This window comes from Streptomyces sp. RLA123, assembly GCF_056270165.1.
Map to the genome: position 1 here is coordinate 87,817 of NZ_JBWDOR010000003.1, position 19,712 is coordinate 107,528.

The window sequence follows — 19,712 nt, forward strand, 5'->3', positions numbered from 1 at the left end:
TTACTTGACGGCCGACTGCGCCTCGGACAGCGCATCCTTGGGCGATTTGGAGCCGCTGAGAGCGGCCTGGACGGCCTTCCACATCTGCTCGGAGATCTTCGGGTACTTGGTGCCCAGGTCTTCGCTGGTACGGCCCTTGGCCGCCCGGACCGCGTCGGCCCACGGCTTCAGGTCGGCGTTTGCGGCCACCTGCTTGTCCTGGACCTCGCCGGTGGGGGCCACGTAGGACAGCGTGGTGTCGGTTTTGTAGAGGGCATCGCCACTGGTCAGGCAAGTGACCAGCTTCTGGGATGTGCCGTAGCGGGCGGCGTCCTTCTGGACCGGGATGGTCACGAACTCGCCACCGGTGGGGGCCGCGGCGTCGCCGCCCTTGGCGGCGGGGATGGGAATCACCCCGTAGTCGAAGCCGGCCTTCTCGGCATTGGCGAGCTGCCAGGTGCCGTTCTCGCTGAACGCATAGTCGCCGCTGGCGAACTCCTGCCAGCTGGTGGTCTGGGTGTTGTTGAGCACCGAGTTCGGAGCGTAGCCGTTGTCGAGCCAGCCCTTCCACAGGGACAGTGCGGTGACGCCCTCCGCGGAGTCGAGTGCGGTGAGCTTCGCGCCCGAGCCCCAGAACCACGGCAGGAACTGGAAGCTGCCCTCCTCGGTACCGATCGCCGAGAAGGTGATGCCCTTCTTGCCCGCCTTCTTGACCTTCGCCAGCGCCGCCGTCAGCGAGTCCCAGTCCTTGACCGAGGAGGCGTCCACGCCGGCCTTCTTCAGCACGTCCTTGTTGTAGTAGAGGGCCAGGGTGTTGGCGCCGATCGGTGTGCCGTAGGTCTTGCCGCCGGACTGGCCGGCCGCGAGCAGGTTGGCATCGGTCTTGGAGGTGTCCAGCTTGTTGTCGTCGGTCGTGGTGAGCACACCCGCCTCGGCGAGGGTCGACACCACCGGATTGTCGACGATGAGGATGTCCGGGGAGTTGCCCTGCTGGGCCGCCAGCAGGGTCTTGTTGGCCAGGTCGCTGGTGTCGAAGGCCGTCCGCTTGATCTTCACGCTCGCCTTGGTGCCGCACTGGTCCAGCAGGTTCGCCCAGTCCGAGCCCTTGGCGAACTGCGGGTACGGGTCCCACACCGTGTACGTGCCGCCGGCGGCGTCCTTCGATCCGGAGCTGCCCGAGCCGGAGGAGCAGGCGGTGGCGCTGACGGCCACGGCCAGGATGGTCAGGGCCACGGCGGTCAGACGGCGTTGTCTGGAGGTGCTGTGCATGGCAGGTCCTTCGCTTGTGAGCACGGGTGTGCCGTGACAGGGGTGACGGGGGAAGGCCGGAGCACGCTGAAGGCGTCTGTGAAGGATGTGAATGCTCAGCGCGCTGGAACGGAGGTGCCCGTGAGTCGTGGTGGGCGGTGCGCCCGTGGGTCGTGGTCGGGAGTGTGGTGGAGTCGGGAGGCGGGGCCTTCGGGCTCAGGAGGTACCAAGGACGGGCCCGGTGCTGGCCCGCAGGGAGATCGGCGGTGCGAGCAGGTGGTTCCGGGCCGAAGCGCCGGGGTCGTCCAGCCGCTCGACGAGGAGGTCGACAGCGAGACGGCCCATCTCCTCCGCCGGTACGTTGGCGGCGGTGAGCTGCGGAGTCACCGTCTCCGCCCACCGGCCGGCGACGACCCCGGTGACGGAGAAGTCGCGTGGTACATGGCGGCCCGCCTGGGCGAGCCCTCGGTAGAGACCGCCGAGCGCGGCCTCGTTCAACGTGACCAGCCCCGTGGTGGCCGGGTCGTCGCGCAGGATCCGTTCCAGGCACGCTTGCCCCGAGGCGGCGTCGTCCCCGCAGTTGTACGTCCGCACGGTCAGCCCGCGTTCGGCCGCGGCCTTGGTGAAGCCGTCCAGGCCACGGTGCGCGGACTCGTATCCGGCCCGCAGCAGTTGCTCGGGACGGTTGACGAAGGCGACCCTGCGGTGGCCGAGGTCCGCCAGGTGGTGGACGCACGCCTCCACCAGCGCGGTGTGGTCCAGGCCCACCCACCAGCCGCTCTCCGGGTTGGCGGTGCGGCCGATGGCGACAGAGGGGAAGCCCAGCTCGGCCAGGTGGTCGACCCGGTCGTCCACGAGCCTGATCTCCATGAGGATGGCGCCGTCGACGCGCCGTTCCCCCAGCAGCCGCTGGAAGGAGCGGTCGCTGTCCACGCCGCTGGGAGACAGCAGTACGTCGTAGTCGTAGGCCGCGGCGGCCTCGACCACGCTGCCGATGAAGTCCAGCTGCATGCCGGTGTAGTGGTTGCCTGCCGGCGGGAAAACCAGGCCGATCGTGCTGGTCCGGCCGTTGGCCAGAGCCCGGGCACTGGCGTTCGGGCGGTAGCCCAACTCGTCGATGACCTGCTGGATCTTCCGGCGGGTACCGTCCGAGACCGGGCGCTTGCCACTCAGCGCGTAGGACACGGTGCTCCGCGAGACACCGGCCCGCCGGGCGATCTCACCGATGTTCACGAAGAGCTCCTTCTTCGAACCGGTCCGAGCGAACCAGCCTGGTCGTCGAACCGGTTCGCGTGAAGTGAAGTTAGGAACAAGCGGGACCGCTGTCAACACCGGGAACAGCACTTCTCGCAAAAGCATGAAACCCCCAACGCTCCACGGGCTTGGCTGACATCGCTTGCGCCAGAGGCATTGCTACGAGATTTCCTCGGTGCTAGCTTCCTGCGAACCGGTTCGATGAAGGCGCCGTCGTGCGCGGTGAGCGCGCCGTAGCCGACGAGCCGGCCGTCGTGTCCGGCCAGGACGACCGTGTCGGGGCCGGTGTCGCGGACCCGGACCGCGCCGAGCGCAGGCGGCTCGCTGGGCAGCGACCCGTCACCGTCGTAGGCAGCAAGCGCGCAGCACGTTGCGGCCAGGGCCAAGCTGCTGGGTGTGCGCCGGGCCGAGTTGGGCGCCGTCCTCGCCGACTCGGTGGACAGTCCCTCGTTGAGCGCGTCGACCCAGCCTTCGACGCCGACCGTGGCCGGCGCGTCGCGCAGCGCGTCGTCGGTTCATGCAGAACCGTCCTTGATACGGCGCGTCTCAAGGACGGTTCCGCAGCGGAAGAGCAGCGCGGGGAATCACAAGAGCGAGCCGAATGGAACGCGAAGGAAAATCTGGCCTGCGGCACATCCGATGCGGGGCGCGGACGATGAAATCGGGGACGTCACGCGTGCGTGGTATCAGGGCGTCGGCGGGTGCAGCCCCGAAAAGGCGCGCATCGGCGGGCGGGGGTTGTCCCGCAGGTGAAACCGCTACGGGAAACGCCCGTAGTTGGTGCCTGCACCCGGAGGGATGCGGGCCCGGCCACGAAATGCGCGTCAGTGTCAGGCGGGAACGATGTCCTCGGCCATCGGGCCCTTTGGGCCCTGCGCGATGTCGAAGGTGACCTTCTGGCCTTCGAGCAGCTCACCAAGCCCTTGGGCGGCGACGGTCGAGAAGTGGGCGAAAACGTCAGCGCCGCCACCGTCCTGCTCGATGAAGCCGAAGCCCTTGGCCGTGTTGAACCACTTCACGATGCCAGACGCCATGTCAGATCTCCTTCGGGGCAGGCAGTACACCAGCATCCGCACTGCACGGACACCGTGTCGCCGCGATGACGCCCCATCCGGAAAATGACCGACATAAAACGCTTCCATGGGCCGAAAATGCACCGTGCCACGCGCATACGGCCTGGTGTGCCATTCGGTCTCGGCCTTGATTTCGCGGTTCACCGCGACACGGCCGTCGAGCGCGGCGTCGTTTCCTGTGGACGTGCAATTGGGCGTCCAGGAAGCCGCGCGACAGGCAAGTAGTTCCTGGGAGGCCGGCTCGTGATCGAAGAGACGGTCCGCTTCGGCTTCGGCTCCGCTCAGGCTTCGAGCCCGCGCTACGGGTGCGATCGCCTATGTGGCGACCGTCGCACCAGGTTGCCGAAGTCCGGAGAAGAGCTCACCTGAGCCATCGCCGTCGGCCTCGACCACCTTCAGTGCGCCCGCCGACCCCATGGGCTTATCGCGCCTGCCGCCGGGCGATGTCAGCAGTCGGCGATGCTAGGGTCGATCCGATTCCATCTGTCGTCCGGGCATCCTCGGATCGCGGGTGGAAGGCGACGGAGCGCGCAGGATGACTGCCGAGGACCAGACCGCGGCACACATTACAACAACGGCTGCATGTCCGGTCGGGGGCGGCTCGACCGGATCAGAGCCGCCCGGCAGGGCGGCGAACGCCGGGCGGTGGCCGGCTACGGCCGTCTTCCTTCTCAACGGCCTCACGCTGTCGACGTACGTCGTCCGGCTCGGATCGCTGAAGAGCAAGCACCATCTCAGCGACGGCCAACTCGGACTCATCGGCATGGTTTTCGCCGTAGCGGCCCTCGCCTGCATGCAAGGCGTGGGACCGCTGACGGCACGGGTCGGGACGCGGCCGGTGCTGCGCACCTCGCTCGTCATCATGCCCCTACTGCTGGCGCTGGTCGGCCTGGCCAGAGGAACCGTCGAACTCGCGTTGGCCGTCACGGCGCTCGGCGCCGTGCACGGCACCACCGACGCAGCCATGAACACCCATGCCGTCGCCATCGAACGGCGCCTCGGACGTCCCATCCTCAACGGCTGCCACGCGGCCTGGAGCGTCAGTGCGGTCGTGGCCTCACTCGCCACGGCCGTCCTGGAGCGTGCGGGTGTCCCGTTCGCCGCGCACCTCGTCACAGTCGCCGCCGTGATCCTGACCGGGGGCCTCCTGCTCGGGCCGCTCCTGGCGGAGTCCGGCACACAGGACCGCGCCCCCAAGTCATCGCCCGCGCCGCGCCCCCCGGGCCGGCGCGGCGGCTGGACCCGCCAGGTCGTGGCACTCGGCCTGACCGGCACGGCCCTGATGGTCTGCGAGGGCGCCGCCCTCGGCTGGAGCGCCATTTTCCTCCACGACTCCCGGGGCGCGTCGCTCGGCCTCGCAGCCACGGCGGTGACCGCGTACACCGGCGCTCAGGCGATCGGCCGGGTGACCGGGGACCGCCTGACCGTGCGCTACGGCGCCCCGGTCCTCTTCCGCACCGGCAACATCGTCGCCGCCTGCGGCCTGGCCATGGCGCTGCTTTCACCGAACCCGGTCGCGGCCATCGGCGGGTTCGCCGTCGCGGGCGCGGGCGCCTCGGTCCTGATCCCGCTGGCGTACAGCGCGGCCGGGCAAGCGAAGGCGGACAGCCCGGAAGCCGCGACGCCGATCTCCCGGTTCACCACCTTCACCTACGCGGGGATCCTGTTCGGTCCTGCCGTGATCGGCTGGGCCGCCGAATGCGCCGGCCTGACCTGGACGCTCGCCGCACTGGTCCCCGTGCTGTTCGCTGTCGCGCTCCTGAGCCCGCTGCCCGGCCGCCCACAGCACTGAGGTCGGGGCTTCCTGCACCCGCCGGGTGCGCGGTGAGGGTGCGGGTACGTCACGGGCTTCGCCGTACCGCCCCCTCGCCGCACCTTGCCCTTCCGGTTTGCCGTCCCACGTGCCCCGCAGCATGGTCGCACCTCGCGGGGTCCGAGCCCCCGGACCGGAATCCTTGTTTGCTATGCACCGGTATCAGCGCCTAGCTATAGTGTGCGTATGGGAAAGCAGACGAATATCCGACTGGACGAAGCCGTCAAAGCGGCCGCCGAGGACCGGGCCAAGCGCCGCGGCCTGAGCTTGCAGGGGTATGTGGCCGACCTGATCGAGGCCGATGTGAACCAGTCACGCGCCGCCTTCATGGCCGGTGCCGCGGCGTTCCTGGCCGCGTACGCGGAACAGTTCGAGGCGGAGGTCGGTGAGGACCGGTACCCCGGCCTCCCGGACAAGCCGGCAAAGTCACGGGACGCCGCGTGAACCTCCGCATCGATCTCGCCTGGATCTTGGCAGTCGCTCAGCAGATTCCAGGAGATCCCCAGGTCGTCGACTACGGCGTCCCGGTCGCGGCGGAAGCACGTCACCGGGCGGTAATCCTTGACCACGAGGTCTACCCCGAGCCCCATCACAAGGCGGCGGCGCTTTTGTGCGAGCTGGCGAGAAACCCGAGCCTGGAGGTGAGGAACCTGCTGTTCGCGGCCACAGTCACCGCGGCCTACCTGTCGGCGTGCGGCCTGCCGGTGAGCCCTGGCCTGGACACCGTTCTCCCGCTCGCCCGCGCCGCCCGGGACGGGCTCCCGGTTCGGGATATCGCCGCTCAGATCAAAACCTGGACAGGCTGACTCTGCCCCAGCAGCGGGGCAGAATTGACGCACAGCACCTGGTGGGCCTCAGCGTCACCCAGGGCCTCGAATACCTCGACACCATCGTCGAGCAGGTGCCCACTCCCCCCTGCACCGTCGCTGGCCTCTACCCTCGGCAACGTGCCGGTCACGCAGGCCACCGCTACCGACGCCGGCGACATCGACGGCGGCGGGTCCGGTTTCTTCGCGCAGGCACTCGACACAGCGGGCGTCACACCGGGTTCCACCGTCACCCACGCAGGTCTGGGCTTCACCTGGCCCTCCACCGCCGGCGCGACGGCGACCAGCGGCACCGGTACCTTCGGTGAGCCCGACAACGCCGTCGCCTCGGGTCAGGCCATCGCCGTCTACGGCACCCAAGGCAGCACCCTCGGGTTCGTGGTCTCGGCGAGCTAGGAACCCGCGGGCGGGATCGGGACCGTCGTCTACTCCGACGGCACCAGCCAGAAGTGCCGGGGGCTGCCGATCCTGTTCGCGCTCACCGGTGCGAAGGCCGACGAGCGGGAGACACTGCGCGACATGCTCGACACCGCACCCGACGTCGAAGCCGCCCACCAGGGCAGACGATCATCGCCGACAAAAGGGGGCGGCATGCAGGTGACCAATGAACGCCGTACGGCGGTCCGGTGTGCCCAGCGGGGTCAGGCCCGCAGGTAAGTGAGGACGGCGAGGACCCTGCGGTGGGTCGTGTCGGTCGGAGGCAGGTCCAGCTTGGTGAGGATGTTGCCGATGTGCTTACCAATCGCCGCTTCGGACACCACGAGCTCCTTGGCGATCGCGCTGTTGGACTTGCCTTCGGCGATCAGTGCCAGTACCTCGCGTTCGCGCGGGGTGAGCTGCTCCAGCGGATCGCGGCGGCGGCGCAGCAACTGGCGCACCACTTCGGGGTCGACCACCGTCCCGCCGTCTGCCACCTTGTGCAGCGCCTCCACGAACTCCTCGACCTGGCCGACCCGGTCCTTGAGCAGATAGCCGACTCCCGAGCCGTCGCCGGAGTCCAGGAGCTCGGCGGCGTATGTCCGTTGCACGTACTGGCTGAGGACCAGGACCGGGAGGGTGGGGCGCTTCCCGCGCAGCCGCACTGCGGCGTGCAGGCCCTCGTCCTGGAATCCGGGCGGCATGCGTACGTCCGTCACCACGATGTCGGGGGCGTGCTCCTCGACCGCTGCGATCAGTGCCTGCGCGTTCCCGACGGCCGACACCACCTCGTGGCCGCAGCGGCTGAGCAGGCCGATGAGCCCTTCCCGCAGCAGCACGCTGTCTTCGGCCAGCACTACGCGAAGCGATCGGCCGCCTTGGTCAACTCGCAAGAAAACTCCACACGCAACAGAGTCGGTCCACCCGGCGGACTGGTCAGGGCAAGTCTGCCATCCAGGACAGACACCCGGTCCGCGAGACCGGTGAGGCCGCTGCCGGCCGAGGCGTCCGCGCCGCCGCAGCCGTCGTCCCACACTTCGAGGAACAGGCGTCCGTCGCGATGACCGCCGCTCACCTGGGCACGGTCGGCCCCGCTGTGTTTGGCGACGTTGGCCAGCGCCTCGCAGACCACGAAGTACGCAGCGGATTCGACCGCTTGGGTTGGCCGGCCCGGCAGCTCGAAGTCGACGTCGACGGCGACCACGCAGCGGTCGGCGGCGTCAGCGACCGCAGCCTGAAGGCCGTAGTCCGTCAGGACCTTGGGGTGGATTCCGTGGATGAGCTCGCGCAGCTCCGCGAGCGCCTTGCCCGCCTCCCCGTGGGCCTTGGTGAGCTGGTCGGCGAGCGGGCCGGGCGGGGCGTCGAGGCGGGCCAGCCCGAGGGTCATCATCAGGGCCACAAGGCGCTGTTGCGCGCCGTCGTGCAGATCACGCTCGATACGGCGCCGCTCGGCCTCGAAGGCCTCGACCAGCCGAACACGGGAGCGGGCCAGTTCGACCACCTTGGCGTCAAGTTCGCCCTCGCGGGAGGCGATCAGCAGCCGGGCCAGCTCGGCGCGGGCGCCCGCCGTGACGCCGAGCACGTAAGCGCACAGGACCATCAGGAGCAGGCCCAGCACGGCGACGCCGAACGCGGTCGGCCAGGTGGTGACCGTCCACTGTTTGAGCACCTTCGCCTCGTGGCCGTCGCCGATCGTGGCCATCAGCAGCGGGGTGGAGACCATGGACAGCGGAAAGAGCAGGGCGACCGTGATCGCCAGAGAGTCGACCGCCCACAGCAGCCCGGCGAACAACAGTGCGTATCCGAGCTCCCGCCAGGTCGCCTGTTCGCGCAGCCGGGTGGTCAGCCAGGCCCGCAGTCCTGGCGCGGTCGGCACCTGGTGCCGGCCGGACACCGGGTTGAGGCGGATCAGGCGCAGCCTGCGCCGCTCCACCTCGGCCACCGGGATCCCGCTGAGGGCGACCAGGACGAGCAGCGGCAGCCCCACCAGGACGATGGCGAGCGCACCACAGACCGTGGCCACCGTCGCAATCCCCACCAGGGCGGCGACGCCGGTGACCACGCCGGTCAGCAGATACGCGGCGGAGCGCCAGGGCCAGGCCGACAGCAGGAAGCCCGGCCGGGACATGGCCTGCCACACATTGTGAGGGTGCATGGGCATGACCGTAAGTGACCCCACCGGTCCGCTGCCATCGGTCCAGGGTCCGAATTGGGGGTAGGTCTGGCCCTACCCCAGGACTCGTTCTGGCCGTACTGCGTCACGAGGGGTTTCCAGGGTTTCGTAGAGGCATCAACGAGCCAAGGAGCTGGTACTGGTGCTGGTGGGGAACCTATGACGAACGACGCCATCCGATTGCGCTCCGTGACCCGGCGGTACGGCTTGGGCGGCACTTCCGTCACCGCCCTTGACGAGGTATCGCTCGTCTTCCCCAGGGGGACCTTCACCGCCGTGATGGGTCCATCCGGGTCCGGCAAGTCGACCCTGCTGCAGTGCGCCGCGGGCCTGGACCGGCCCACGTCGGGCTCGGTCATCGTGGGCAGCACGGAGCTGACCCGGCTGAGCGAGACCAAGCTGACCCTGCTGCGCCGCGAGCGCATCGGCTTTGTGTTCCAGGCGTTCAACCTGCTGCCTTCGCTGACCGCCGAGCAGAACGTGGCCCTGCCGCTGCGGCTGGCCGGCCGACGCCCGAAGAAGGCCCAGGTGCGCGAGGTGCTCGAACAGGTCGGACTCGGCGACCGGGCGCGGCATCGGCCGACGGAGATGTCCGGCGGCCAGCAGCAGAGGGTTGCCTTGGCCCGCGCCCTGATCACCCGTCCCGAAGTGCTGTTCGGCGACGAGCCGACCGGCGCGCTCGACTCGCAGTCCAGCCGCCAGGTGCTGACCCTGCTGCGCGGCATGGTCGACCGGGACAGCCAGACGATCATCATGGTGACCCACGACCCGGTCGCCGCCTCCTACGCCGACTGTGTCGTCTTCCTCGTCGACGGCCGTGTCAACGGTGAACTGATCGGCGCCTCCGCCGAGGACATCGCGGCGCGCATGACCAAACTCGAGGCGGCGCCGTGCTGAGCACCACGCTGCGCACCCTGCGCAACCGCTGGGTCACCTTCGTCGGCAGTTTCGTCGCCCTCTCCCTGGGCGTGGCGCTGATCGCGGTGATGGGGCTGGCCCTGGCGTCCTCGCTGGACGCACCTGATCGGCGGCCGGAGCGGTTCGCCGCTGCGCCGGTCGTCGTCAAGGGCCAGGACACCCTCGAGGTGCCCACCTCGATCGGCGACCGCACCCAGAAGCTCGCGCAGCCGCGTGCCGTGCCTGCCGACGTCATCGCAAAGCTGCGCGACCTCGGGACCGTCGTCGAGGACCGGTCGTTCGCCGTGCGGGCCGAGGGCGGGCCCGCCGATCTGGTGGGCCACCCCTGGTCCACCGCGGCCTTCGCGCCGTACGAGCTCGATGCGGGCCGCGCGCCCGAGGCCGCGGACGAGGTCGTCGTCAGCGGTGACTGGGCCCGTCCGGGCACCCAGGTACGGACCGACGGCGGCACCCTTCGCGTCGTCGGCACCGTGCGCGGACTCGGCTTCGAGAACGCCGTGTTCTACACCGACACCCGTGCCGCCGAAGTGTCGCCGCGCAGCCTCCAGCTCGTGGTCGACGCCGATGCGGCGGCCGTGCGCGAGGCGGCACGTGGCAGCGAGGGCGTTCAGGTCCTCACCGGGCACGCGCGCCGATACGCCGACGCCGCGCCCGGCCGGGACAGCGAGGCCCTCACGGCGATGAACGCCATGTTCGGCACGGCCGGCGGCGTCGCCGCCTTCGTGTCGGTGTTCGTGGTGTCCTCGACCTTCGCGTTCGCGGTGGCCCAGCGGCGCCGCGAGTTCGGGTTGCTGCGCACCGCCGGGGCGACCCCGGGGCAGATCCGCCGCATGGTCGTCTGCGAGGCGCTCGCAGTCGCGGTGCTCGCCTCGACCGCCGGCTGTGTGCTGGGTTCCTACGGGGCTCCAAAGCTCGCCGAGTGGGCGGTCGCCGAGAACCTCGCACCCCGCTGGTTCACCATCGGCGACTACACCTGGCCTTATCACATGGCGTTCTGGACGGGCCTGTTCGTGGCACTGTGCGGCGTGCTGGCCGCGTCCTGGCGGGCCGGGCGCACCGGCCCCACCGACGCACTGCGCGAGGCATCCGTTGACACCCGGGCGATGACAGGGGGGCGCCGGCTGTTCGGCGCAGCCCTGCTGATCACCGCCGCGGTGACGCTGGCCCTGGCCCTGGTGACGAATCCGAGCGACCTGCTGCAGCGCAAAACCTATGTGAGCCGGCCCATGCTGCTGATCACCGCGGTCGCGCTGCTCGCGCCGGTACTGGTACGGCCACTGGCCCGGCTGATCGCCTGGCTGCCGGCCCAATTGCCGGGCGCCAGCGGGATACTGGTGCGGGAGAACGCCGCAGCCGGGGTCCGCCGCACCACCGCCGTCGCGGCGCCCGTGCTGGTCACGGTCGCGCTGGCGGGCTCGCTGCTCGGCGCCACCGCCACCCTCAACGGGGCGAAGGCAACCGAGGTGCGCAATCGGACGGCCGCCGACTTCGTGGTCACTGCGGCGGGCCACGCCGGCTTCGACGAGGCGACGCTGCAGCGGCTTCGGGCCGTGTCCGGTGCCGAGGTCTCGGCGAGCTCGTCGAGCGCCGTGTACGTCCTGGAGGACGGCGTGGCGCTCATCAGGTCCGATGCCAGGGCCGTCGAGCCCGAACCGCTCGAGGCAACGGCCCGTCTCCCGCTCGCCGCGGGGAAAGCGGGCGATCTGGACGACGACTCGATCATCGTCAACGAGGAGTGGGACAGGCACACCGTAGGCGAACGGGTGGACGTGTGGCTCGGTGACGGCACGAGAAAGTCCCTGAAGATCGCCGCGGTCATGACCATCGGCACCGGCAACAACGGCGTCTACGTCACCCCGCGCAACGCCCCTGCTGCGCCCGTCGACCGGGTCGACGTACGCCTTGAGTACGGTGCCGACGCGGACACCGTGGCCGCCGGTCTGCGTCAGGCGGTGGGGGCGTCGGTCGGGGAGGTCCTCACCAGCAACGCCTGGGTGCGCGCGGCATACCCCGAGACCAACCGGACGACCCGGATGGGATTCCTTCTGGTTCTCGGGATCGCTCTCCTCTACACCGGCATCTCGCTGGCCAACACGATGATCATGGCGACCTCCGACCGGGTCCGCGAGCTGGCTGTGCTGCAGCTGGCCGGCGCCACCAGGTGGCAGGTCCTGCGGCTGGTGGGCACCGAGGCCCTGATGGTGGTCATGGTCGGCGGACTGCTGGGAGCGCTGGTCGCCTGGCTCAACCTGATGGGCATGTGGAGCGCGCTGGGCCTGCTCTCGGTCTGGACGTCCGTCGAGATTCCATGGGCGACGCTCGCAGCGGCCCTGGGTGCCTGCGCGGTGCTCGCGGTGATCTCGGCAGTCGCTCCGGCCGGCCTCTCCCTGCGCCGTAGGGCGGTGGAGCTGGCGGGCATACGCGAGTGACTTCTGACCGGCACCGGTCTGCCCGGATACCGCCGTGCCCCCAACGCAACCGGGCCACCGCCCCCACCGCCCGGGCCGACCTCGACGACCTCTCCCATGAACTCGTGGCCCAGGATGGTCGCCGCCGGAACACAAGTAAGACGGTCTTCGGGGTACTGCCGGTGACCACACCCGCCAGGCCGACGGGGTATAGCGGTGGACCGCCAGGAAGGACCCGTGCGACCTGGAGGAGAGACCGATGGGCGTCCCGATGGCTCCCGGAGCGAGCTCTTGGACGAGCGGTCGTCTCCCGCCTCGGCAACTCTGGCGTCACCTCGCGCACACAACCATCCGAAGGCCCAGGCCATGTGCCCAGCGCGGGCGGACTGCACCGACCGGCCCTATGCCGCCGGGCCCCGACCGCGTGTGGCTCCGGCACCAGCCGGCAGGCCCCCTTCCCGGAGTGCGGGTGATGCGTGCGGGATGCGGTTTTACGCTAAAATGTCAGGTTTCCTTGGGTTTTCGGACGCCGATCGCCTTGGCCGATGATCAATTCTTTCCATAAGGACCCGACGGGCACGGTGCGCCCCCTCGCATTCGCAGGGGTGGGCAGCGGGCGAATCCCGCTCGATGCGCGCCGGAGTGCGCTGGCGTGAGGGTCTGCAGCTCCCACTCCCTGTGGAGGTCGGGATGAAAGTTGTCGTTGATCTTTCCCGATGTGAAGGGTATGCGCAGTGCGCATTCCTCGCTCCGGAGGCGTTCCGGATGCACGGTGAGGAGGCGCTCATGTACAACCCGAGCCCCGGTGACGCCGGGCACGACCAGGTGCTACGCGCCGCGGCGGCCTGCCCGGTCCAGGCGATCCTGGTCGACCAGCCGGCGGCGCGGGACGCACCGGCGGAGGCGGGGCCGTCATGACCAGTGCCAACAATCTGCAGGCGTTCAAGCGCGATGGCCGCATCGTGGTCGTCGGGGCGTCACTGGCGGGACTGCGGGCCGCGGAGGCGCTGCGCGACGAGGGCTTCACCGGATCACTGACCATGATCGGCGACGAGTTGGGCGAGCCCTATGACCGGCCTCCCCTGTCCAAGCAAGTACTGACCGGGTGGGTGCCGGCCGGGGGCACCGCTTTGCCCCGCCGTCGTGGCATCGATGCGGAGTGGCTGCTGGGCGTGCCCGCCAGCGGGCTGGACCTCGCGACGAACCACGTACGACTCGCCGACGGACGCGAGGTTCCCTTCGACCGGGTGCTGATCTCTACCGGGGTACGGGCCCGGCCATGGTTCGTCGAGTCCGAGGGGGCCCTGGACGGGGTGTTCGTCGTACGGACACGCGAGCATGCCGAAAGCCTGCAGCGAGCCCTCGCTGCCGGGCCTTCCCGCGTTCTGGTCATCGGTGCGGGATTCACCGGCTCCGAGATCGCCTCCGTCTGCCGAGAGCGGGACATCCCGGTGACCGTCGCCGAACTCGCGCCGTACCCGCTGGTCGGGGCGCTCGGCACCATGATCGGCGAGGTTGCGGCCGACATGCAGCGCGCTCATGGTGTCGACCTGCGGTGCGGTGTCAGGGTCGCCCGGCTTGAGGGCGACGCGCAGGGACGGTTTCGCCGTGCTGACTTCGACGACGGCAGTACGGTCGACGCCGATGTGGCGGTTGTGGCACTCGGGAGCATCCGCAACACCGAGTGGCTGCGGGAGTCGGGACTGGCGGCGGGCGTATGGGGAATCACCTGTGACATCGGTTGCCGCGCCCTCGACATCAATGGCCGCGTCACCGACGACGTCTTCGCCGCGGGAGACGTGGCACGTTGCCCGAACCCCGTTTACGAATACCGGCTCGTCGCACTGGAGCACTGGGCCAACGCCGTGGAGCAGGCAGAGGTCGCGGCACACAACATGGTCAGCTCCCGGACGGACCGCCGGCCCCACCTGTCCATCCCGCTGTTCTGGTCGATCCAGTTCGGCGTCAACATCAAGTCTGTCGGCGTGCCGACCTTCGCCGACGAGGTGGTCGTCACCCAGGGATCGCTGGACGACCACCGTTTCGTCACCGCCTACGGCTATCGGGGCCGCGTCACGGCTGCCGTGAGCTTCAACAATGGCAAGTGGCTGGACCACTACCGACGGTTGATCGAGACGGCCGCGCCTTTCCCGCCCACCTGCCCCACGCCGGACCAGCCGGCCGACATGAAACCGGTGCCCGTCGACTTCCCCGGCCCCGCGCCGCTCGCACACGGGGCCACAGCGGTCGTCACAGGCCATGAGCCGGGTGAGCGTCGCGTCACGACCGTGCACCGGCATCGGCACGAGGAAGACCGGACGGCCACGACCGGGACGCCCGGCACGCTGCAACGGATCTTCGACTACTCCGCCAGGGCCAACCCCTACCCGCTGTACGCCGAGTTGCGCAGGACGCCGGTGGCTCGGCAGGAGGACGGAAGCTACGTCATCAGTGCCTATCGTGAGATCACGGATGTGCTGAATGACCCGCATCTGAGTTCCGACGTGCGCAATCTGTCGCGTCCGATGCCCTCGGCCGAGGGAGGGGCCGCGTCGTCGTTCATCCACATGGACTCGCCCGAGCACGATCGCCTGCGGCGTATGGCGACGCGTCACTTCGGCCCTCCGCACACCCCTGGGTTGGTGATCGGACTTGAAGGCTTCTTGACCGCCACCGTCGGCAGCCTGATCGACGGTTTGGCGGGCAAGCAGCAGATCGACGTCGTCGACGATTTCGCCTTCCCGCTCCCCGTAAACGTGATCTGTCACTTGCTCGGCGTGCCACGCGAGGACGAGCCGAGGTTCCACCTCTGGGTGAACGACATTATGAACTCGATCGACTTCGACCCCAAGACCGACCCGAAGGAGAAACTGGACAAGGGCGTACGGGCCCGCAAGGACCTGCGCCACTGCCTCGGCGAGATGGTGGAACAGCGCCACGACCGGCCGGGAGACGACCTGCTGTCACGGCTGGCCAACGACGACGGGCCCGACGGTCGGATGGCCGACGCCGAAATCGTCGCCACTGCCAAACTGCTCCTCATCGCCGGCCATGAGACCATCGTCAACCTCATCACCAACGGCATGCTGACGCTGCTGCGCCACCCGCAGGTGCTGCAGCGACTGCGCGACGAACCGGACCTCGTCGTGCCGCTGGTCGAGGAGCTGCTGCGCTACGAGCCCCCCGTGCAGATCATTCCCTGGCGGACGGCGTACAGCGACATCACCGTCGCCGACACCGTCATCCCCAAGGGTTCGCAGATCATGCTCATGCTGGCCTCGGGCAGCCGCGATCCGAAGCGCTTCCACGATCCCGACCGCTTCGACCCGGATCGACGTGACAATCAGCACCTAGGGTTCGGCAGCGGCATCCACCTGTGCTTCGGTGGCCCGCTGGCCCGGCGGGAAACCCAGATCGCGCTGACCGAACTGGTACGCCGGCTCGACCGCCCCAGGCTGGTCGCCGACCCGCCGCCGTACCGGCCCAGCCCCGTTCTTCGGGGTCCGATCCATCTGCACATCCAGCAGGGTGACGGTTGACGCGGCAGCTGAGGGCGGTTGCTCCGCCCCCTATTGGGTGAGGGGAACTTTCCGTCCCGTTCTCGGATCAGGAACCGCGGTCGTCCACGTGTCTTCGAGGTCCATGACGAGGTTCTTGGCTGTCTGTGTGACCCTGGGCGCGGTGGGATCGCGGTCGCACCCGGGATCCGGATGCGGCCGCTCGCGTGTTTGATTACCGCGAGTAGTGGACGCCGCCACCTTGACGCCAAGAACGAGCGGTTCTCCGGGCAGGCGCCGTTACTAGCCCCAGGTGGGGTTGCGCCGCCGCGGGTACGGCGGTGATCTTCCACGAGCAGGACGCGCGGCACCAGCACGCAAGATCATCATGCCGAGGTGATCGTCACCCCGCCAGAGCCCCGGGACGCCATGCGGTAATCGGCAAAGACAGCCCCGAAGCGGGTACGCAGGCATGCGAAAGGACGCGGGACGGCTCCCCCACCGGCGCCGGACAGCTCACATCGCCGTCACGCGGCAGGATCAACTCCTGTGTATCCGAGGCCCGCAGTGCGCGGAGCTGCCCGGCAGCCGCCCCCACTCCCGCGGTGAATCGCCCGAGGAATCCACCCGCAACAGGCCGGGCCCGGGGGCGAGTCGAAACTCCCGGCCCTGCCAGCGTCGGCGCAGCCAGCGGTCGTGGCTGGCGACGACGACCGCACCTGGTCCGGTTCCGAGCGCCTCCTCCAGTTCGTCGCACAGACGGGGGGAGAGGTGGTTCGTGGGCTCGTCGAGCAGCAGCAGATGCGGTGGACGGGCCACCAGCAGTGCCAGCGCCAGCCGGCGGCGCTGCCCCACCGACAGCTCCCCGACCGATCTGTCCAGATCGGCCCGGTGCATCAGCCCGAGCGAGCCGAGCGGCACCTTCGCCGCCCGCGTCGGACCCACCGCCGTCTCGTAGGTGTCGCGGACCGTGCGTGCGGGCTGTTCGAAGGTGGTGTCCTGGGTGAGCAGCCCGACCGTCAGGTGGCGCTGCCTGTGTACCTCGCCCTCGGCCGGGAGCCGTCCGGCGAGGACGGCAAGCAGCGTCGACTTGCCGGCCCCGTTGCGGCCGGTGATCAGCAACCGGTCGGTCGCCGCGACCTCCAGACCGTCCAGTGCCAGCCGGCCCGGGACCCGTACGTCTTCCAGCGTCACCAGCGGCTCCGTGCCCTCCGCGGCTCGCCTCGCCAGCTCCCCGGCGGCGAATCGCAGCGGACGCGGCGGCTCGGTGACCTGGACACGCTCCAGTTCCTCCAGCCGTCGGGTGGCGTTGCGCACTCGACGGGAGACCGAGTGCTGCACCCGGCCGGCCCGGTGGCCGTAGCCCATTTTCTCGTTGTCGACGCGGCCGCGGTCCGGTGCGACCCGGTGCGCGGTCACTCCCGCCGACTCGCGCAGTTCTTCCAGTTCCTCCTGCTCCTCGGCATACCGCCGCTCCCAACGCCGGCGCTCGGCGTGCTTCTCGGACAGGTAGGCGCTGTAGTTTCCGCCGTAGCGGACGGGTCCGTCCAGCGCCGGGTCGAGGTCGATCAGGTCGGTGCTGACGGCGTCGAGGAACGCCCGGTCATGGCTGGCGGTCACCACGGTGCCGGGCAGGGACCGGACCTGTTCCTCAAGGAAGGCGGCGGCGTCGTCGTCGAGGTGGTTGGTCGGCTCGTCCAGGAGCAGTGCGGAGGGCCGCCGGACCAGCAGCGCGGCCAGGGCCAGCCGGCCGCGCTGCCCCCCGGAGAGTGAGCCGAGTTTCCGGTCGTGGCCGAACCCGCCGAGGCCAAGGCCGTCCAGGACCAGTGAGGCGCGGCGGTCGGCGTCCCAGGACTCCCGGTCCTGGGCCTGTTCGAGACGTCTGCCGTAGGCGTCGAGAAGCTCCTGGTGCCCGGGGTCGTCCTCGGGGACGCGTGCCAGTTCCTCGCCGAGCCGGTCCAGTTCGGCGAGGTCCTCACGTGCCTCGCGGAGCGCCTCGTCCAGAACGGCGGCAATGGTCGAGTCCGGGTCGAAGGTCATCTCCTGGTGGAGGAATCCGAGGTCGCGGGGGCGGGTGACGCTTCCCGCTTCGGGTTCCTCCAGGCCGGCGAGCAGCCGCAGCAGGGTCGATTTGCCGACGCCGTTCTCCCCGATCAGGCCGATGCGGTGCCCGGGGGAGGCGGTGAGGGAGACGCCGTCCAGGACGCGGCGACCACCCAGAGTGCGGACGAGGTCGTGGGCGAGCAGAGTGAGTTGCACGAGTTGCCGTCCTGACGTGATCGGTGGTGGGCCCGCCGGGCGCACGGCCTCGGACGCGGGCCACGTCACACGTCGGCGGGTCACACCGCAGGTGCCGCCGTCTCCTTCAGTGCCCCGTCGGTCAGTCGCAGCCAGCGGCTGATCCCGATCTCGGCGAGGAACCGCTCGTCGTGGCTGACCACCATGAAGGCGCCCTGGTAGGAGTTGAGCGCGCTCTCCAGTTGGCCCGCGCTGACCAGGTCGAGGTTGTTGGTGGGCTCGTCGAGCAGGAGCAGATGCGGGGCCGGCTCCGCGCACAGCACGCAGGCCAGGTGGGCGCGCAGCCGCTCGCCGCCGGAGAGCACACCCACCGGCAGATGGGCCCGCGGGCCGCGGAAGAGGAACCGGGCGAGCAGGTTCATCCGCTCCGCCTGGGGCCGCTCCGGCGCGAACGCGGCGAAGTTCTCCGCCACGGTGCGGTCCAGATCCAGGAGATCCAGGCGCTGCGACAGGTAGGCGATCCTCCCGTCGTTGCGTGTGATCTCCCCGCTCGCCGGGGTGAGACCGCCGCTGACCAGCCGCATCAGGGTGGACTTGCCGGCGCCGTTGGGACCGGTCAGCGCGATGCGCTCGGGGCCCCGGACGTTCAGGTCGACACCGCCCGCGGTGAACACGTCCTTGTCCCCGAGGCGGACCTGCATGCCCTCGCCGAGGAACAGATTGCGGCCTGCGGGCACCTGAGTGTCGGGCAGCTCCAGCGTGAGCCGCTGCTCATCGCGCAGGGCCCGCCCGGCCTCGTCGAGGCGGGCCTTGGCCTCGCTGACCCGGGAGGCGTGCATCGTGCCGGATTTACCCGCGGCCTCCTGCGCTCCGCGCTTCATATTGCCGGCGAAGATCTTGGGCAGACCGGCGTTCTTCAGGTTCTTGGCGGCGTTGCTCGCCCGGCGCTCGGCGCGCTCGCGAGCCTGCACCAGCTCCCGCTTCTCCCGCTTCAGTTCCTGCTCGGCGCTGCGGACGTTCTTCTCGGCGACATCCTGCTCGGCGCGCACAGCCTCTTCGTATTCGGTGAAGTTGCCGCCGTACAGGCGCAGTTCGTCGCTGCCGAGTTCGGCGATGCGTTCCATGCGGTCCAGCAGCGCGCGGTCGTGGCTGACCAGGAGCAGACAGCCGTTGAAGTCCGACAGCGCGTCGTAGAGGTTGTGCCGGGCCTGCAGGTCGAGGTTGTTGGTCGGCTCGTCCAGCAGGAGGACGTCGGGGCGCTTGAGCAGCTGGGCGGCGAGGCCGAGGGAGACCACCTGGCCGCCGCTGAGCGTGCTCAGGCTGCGGTCCAAGGTGAGGTCGGCCAGGCCAAGACGGTCGAACTGGGCGCGCGTGCGCTCCTCGATGTCCCAGTCGTCACCGATGGTGGCGAAATGCTTCTCGTCGACGTCCCCGGACTCCACAGCGTCGATGGCCCGGATGACCGCGTCGACGCCGAGCACCTCGGCGACGGTGAGGTCGCTGGTCAGGGGCAGGGTCTGCGGGAGGTAGCCGAGCGTGCCGTTCACCCACACAGAGCCGGTGCCGGGCTTCAGCTCGCCGGCGATCAGCTTGAGCAGGGTGCTCTTGCCGGCGCCGTTGGGTGCGACCAGGCCCGTACGGCCGGGGGTCACGGAGAAGGACAGGTCGTGGAAGACGGGGGTGTCGTCGGGCCAGACGAAGGAGACGTTCGAGCAGACGACGGAAGCGTCGGACATGGAGATGACCTCAAGGTACTGAGGGCAGAGCATAGACCTCTGCCCTGGGCAGACGGGGAAGAAAGAGGAACGACAAAGCCGACCACCTCGGCAGCGCTTCCAAGCGCCGACCGGTGGCCGTCAAATCCGGA

15 protein-coding genes and 2 pseudogenes are annotated in these 19,712 nt (G+C 69.7%); 10 read left to right on the forward strand and 7 right to left on the reverse strand.

What is annotated here, in order from left to right; translation table 11 throughout:
* The 3 genes from RV983_RS00660 to RV983_RS00670 form a co-directional block, all read right to left on the reverse strand.
* Positions 1-1,248 carry a sugar ABC transporter substrate-binding protein gene (locus tag RV983_RS00660; protein ID WP_475983783.1) on the reverse strand — a complete coding sequence of 416 codons (1,248 nt, stop codon included), beginning with the start codon at positions 1,246-1,248 and terminating at the stop codon, positions 1-3.
* Positions 1,249-1,443: 195 nt separating this feature from the next.
* Positions 1,444-2,460, reverse strand: a complete 1,017-nt coding sequence (locus RV983_RS00665; protein ID WP_475983784.1) for a LacI family DNA-binding transcriptional regulator — start codon at positions 2,458-2,460, stop codon at positions 1,444-1,446.
* An 851-nt stretch (positions 2,461-3,311) separates the two neighbouring features.
* Positions 3,312-3,515, reverse strand: coding sequence for a cold-shock protein (locus RV983_RS00670; RefSeq protein WP_475983785.1), 204 nt, complete (start codon positions 3,513-3,515; stop codon positions 3,312-3,314).
* A 574-nt stretch (positions 3,516-4,089) separates the two neighbouring features.
* Between RV983_RS00670 and RV983_RS00675 the strand changes: the two genes are divergently transcribed.
* From RV983_RS00675 to RV983_RS00695, 5 genes and pseudogenes are all read left to right on the forward strand, one after another.
* A complete protein-coding gene (locus RV983_RS00675; RefSeq protein WP_475983786.1) occupies positions 4,090-5,346 on the forward strand; it encodes an MFS transporter in 1,257 nt (418 codons plus the stop codon).
* A 207-nt stretch (positions 5,347-5,553) separates the two neighbouring features.
* Positions 5,554-5,811 (forward strand): hypothetical protein, encoded by a 258-nt coding sequence (locus tag RV983_RS00680; protein WP_475983787.1) that lies wholly within the window; start codon positions 5,554-5,556, stop codon positions 5,809-5,811.
* Positions 5,808-6,173 (forward strand): hypothetical protein, encoded by a 366-nt coding sequence (locus RV983_RS00685; protein WP_475983788.1) that lies wholly within the window; start codon positions 5,808-5,810, stop codon positions 6,171-6,173. The genes RV983_RS00680 and RV983_RS00685 overlap by 4 nt, the downstream gene beginning before the upstream one ends.
* Before the next feature lie 141 nt (positions 6,174-6,314).
* Positions 6,315-6,590 (forward strand): hypothetical protein, encoded by a 276-nt coding sequence (locus RV983_RS00690; protein WP_475983789.1) that lies wholly within the window; start codon positions 6,315-6,317, stop codon positions 6,588-6,590.
* A gap of 60 nt (positions 6,591-6,650) precedes the next feature.
* A pseudogene (locus RV983_RS00695) lies at positions 6,651-6,775 on the forward strand (IS982 family transposase); the annotation flags it as partial.
* Between the two features lie 60 nt (positions 6,776-6,835).
* Here RV983_RS00695 and RV983_RS00700 read toward each other — a convergent pair.
* Both RV983_RS00700 and RV983_RS00705 read right to left on the reverse strand, forming a co-directional pair.
* Positions 6,836-7,468 carry a response regulator transcription factor gene (locus tag RV983_RS00700; RefSeq protein ID WP_475983790.1) on the reverse strand — a complete coding sequence of 211 codons (633 nt, stop codon included), beginning with the start codon at positions 7,466-7,468 and terminating at the stop codon, positions 6,836-6,838.
* Positions 7,468-8,739, reverse strand: a complete 1,272-nt coding sequence (locus RV983_RS00705) for a sensor histidine kinase (protein ID WP_475990180.1) — start codon at positions 8,737-8,739, stop codon at positions 7,468-7,470. The genes RV983_RS00700 and RV983_RS00705 overlap by 1 nt, the downstream gene beginning before the upstream one ends.
* 204 nt (positions 8,740-8,943) lie before the next feature.
* Between RV983_RS00705 and RV983_RS00710 the strand changes: the two genes are divergently transcribed.
* From RV983_RS00710 to RV983_RS00730, 5 genes and pseudogenes are all read left to right on the forward strand, one after another.
* Positions 8,944-9,681, forward strand: coding sequence for an ABC transporter ATP-binding protein (locus RV983_RS00710; RefSeq protein ID WP_475983791.1), 738 nt, complete (start codon positions 8,944-8,946; stop codon positions 9,679-9,681).
* Entirely contained in the window at positions 9,675-12,131 is a 2,457-nt protein-coding gene (locus RV983_RS00715) for an ABC transporter permease (RefSeq protein WP_475983792.1), read from the forward strand. The genes RV983_RS00710 and RV983_RS00715 overlap by 7 nt, the downstream gene beginning before the upstream one ends.
* A gap of 669 nt (positions 12,132-12,800) precedes the next feature.
* Positions 12,801-13,028, forward strand: coding sequence for a ferredoxin (locus RV983_RS00720; protein ID WP_475983793.1), 228 nt, complete (start codon positions 12,801-12,803; stop codon positions 13,026-13,028).
* A pseudogene (locus tag RV983_RS00725) lies at positions 13,025-14,401 on the forward strand (NAD(P)/FAD-dependent oxidoreductase); the annotation flags it as partial. The gene RV983_RS00720 and the pseudogene RV983_RS00725, both read left to right, overlap by 4 nt.
* Positions 14,402-14,527: 126 nt before the next feature.
* Positions 14,528-15,649 (forward strand): cytochrome P450, encoded by a 1,122-nt coding sequence (locus RV983_RS00730; protein ID WP_475990181.1) that lies wholly within the window; start codon positions 14,528-14,530, stop codon positions 15,647-15,649.
* Between the two features lie 498 nt (positions 15,650-16,147).
* On the opposite strand, the gene RV983_RS00735 is transcribed toward RV983_RS00730, so the two are convergent.
* Positions 16,148-17,866: an ABC-F family ATP-binding cassette domain-containing protein gene (locus RV983_RS00735; RefSeq protein ID WP_475983794.1), complete on the reverse strand. Its 1,719-nt coding sequence runs from the start codon at positions 17,864-17,866 to the stop codon at positions 16,148-16,150.
* An 80-nt stretch (positions 17,867-17,946) separates the two neighbouring features.
* Positions 17,947-19,581, reverse strand: coding sequence for an ABC-F family ATP-binding cassette domain-containing protein (locus RV983_RS00740; RefSeq protein ID WP_475983795.1), 1,635 nt, complete (start codon positions 19,579-19,581; stop codon positions 17,947-17,949).
* Positions 19,582-19,712 lie beyond the last annotated feature (131 nt).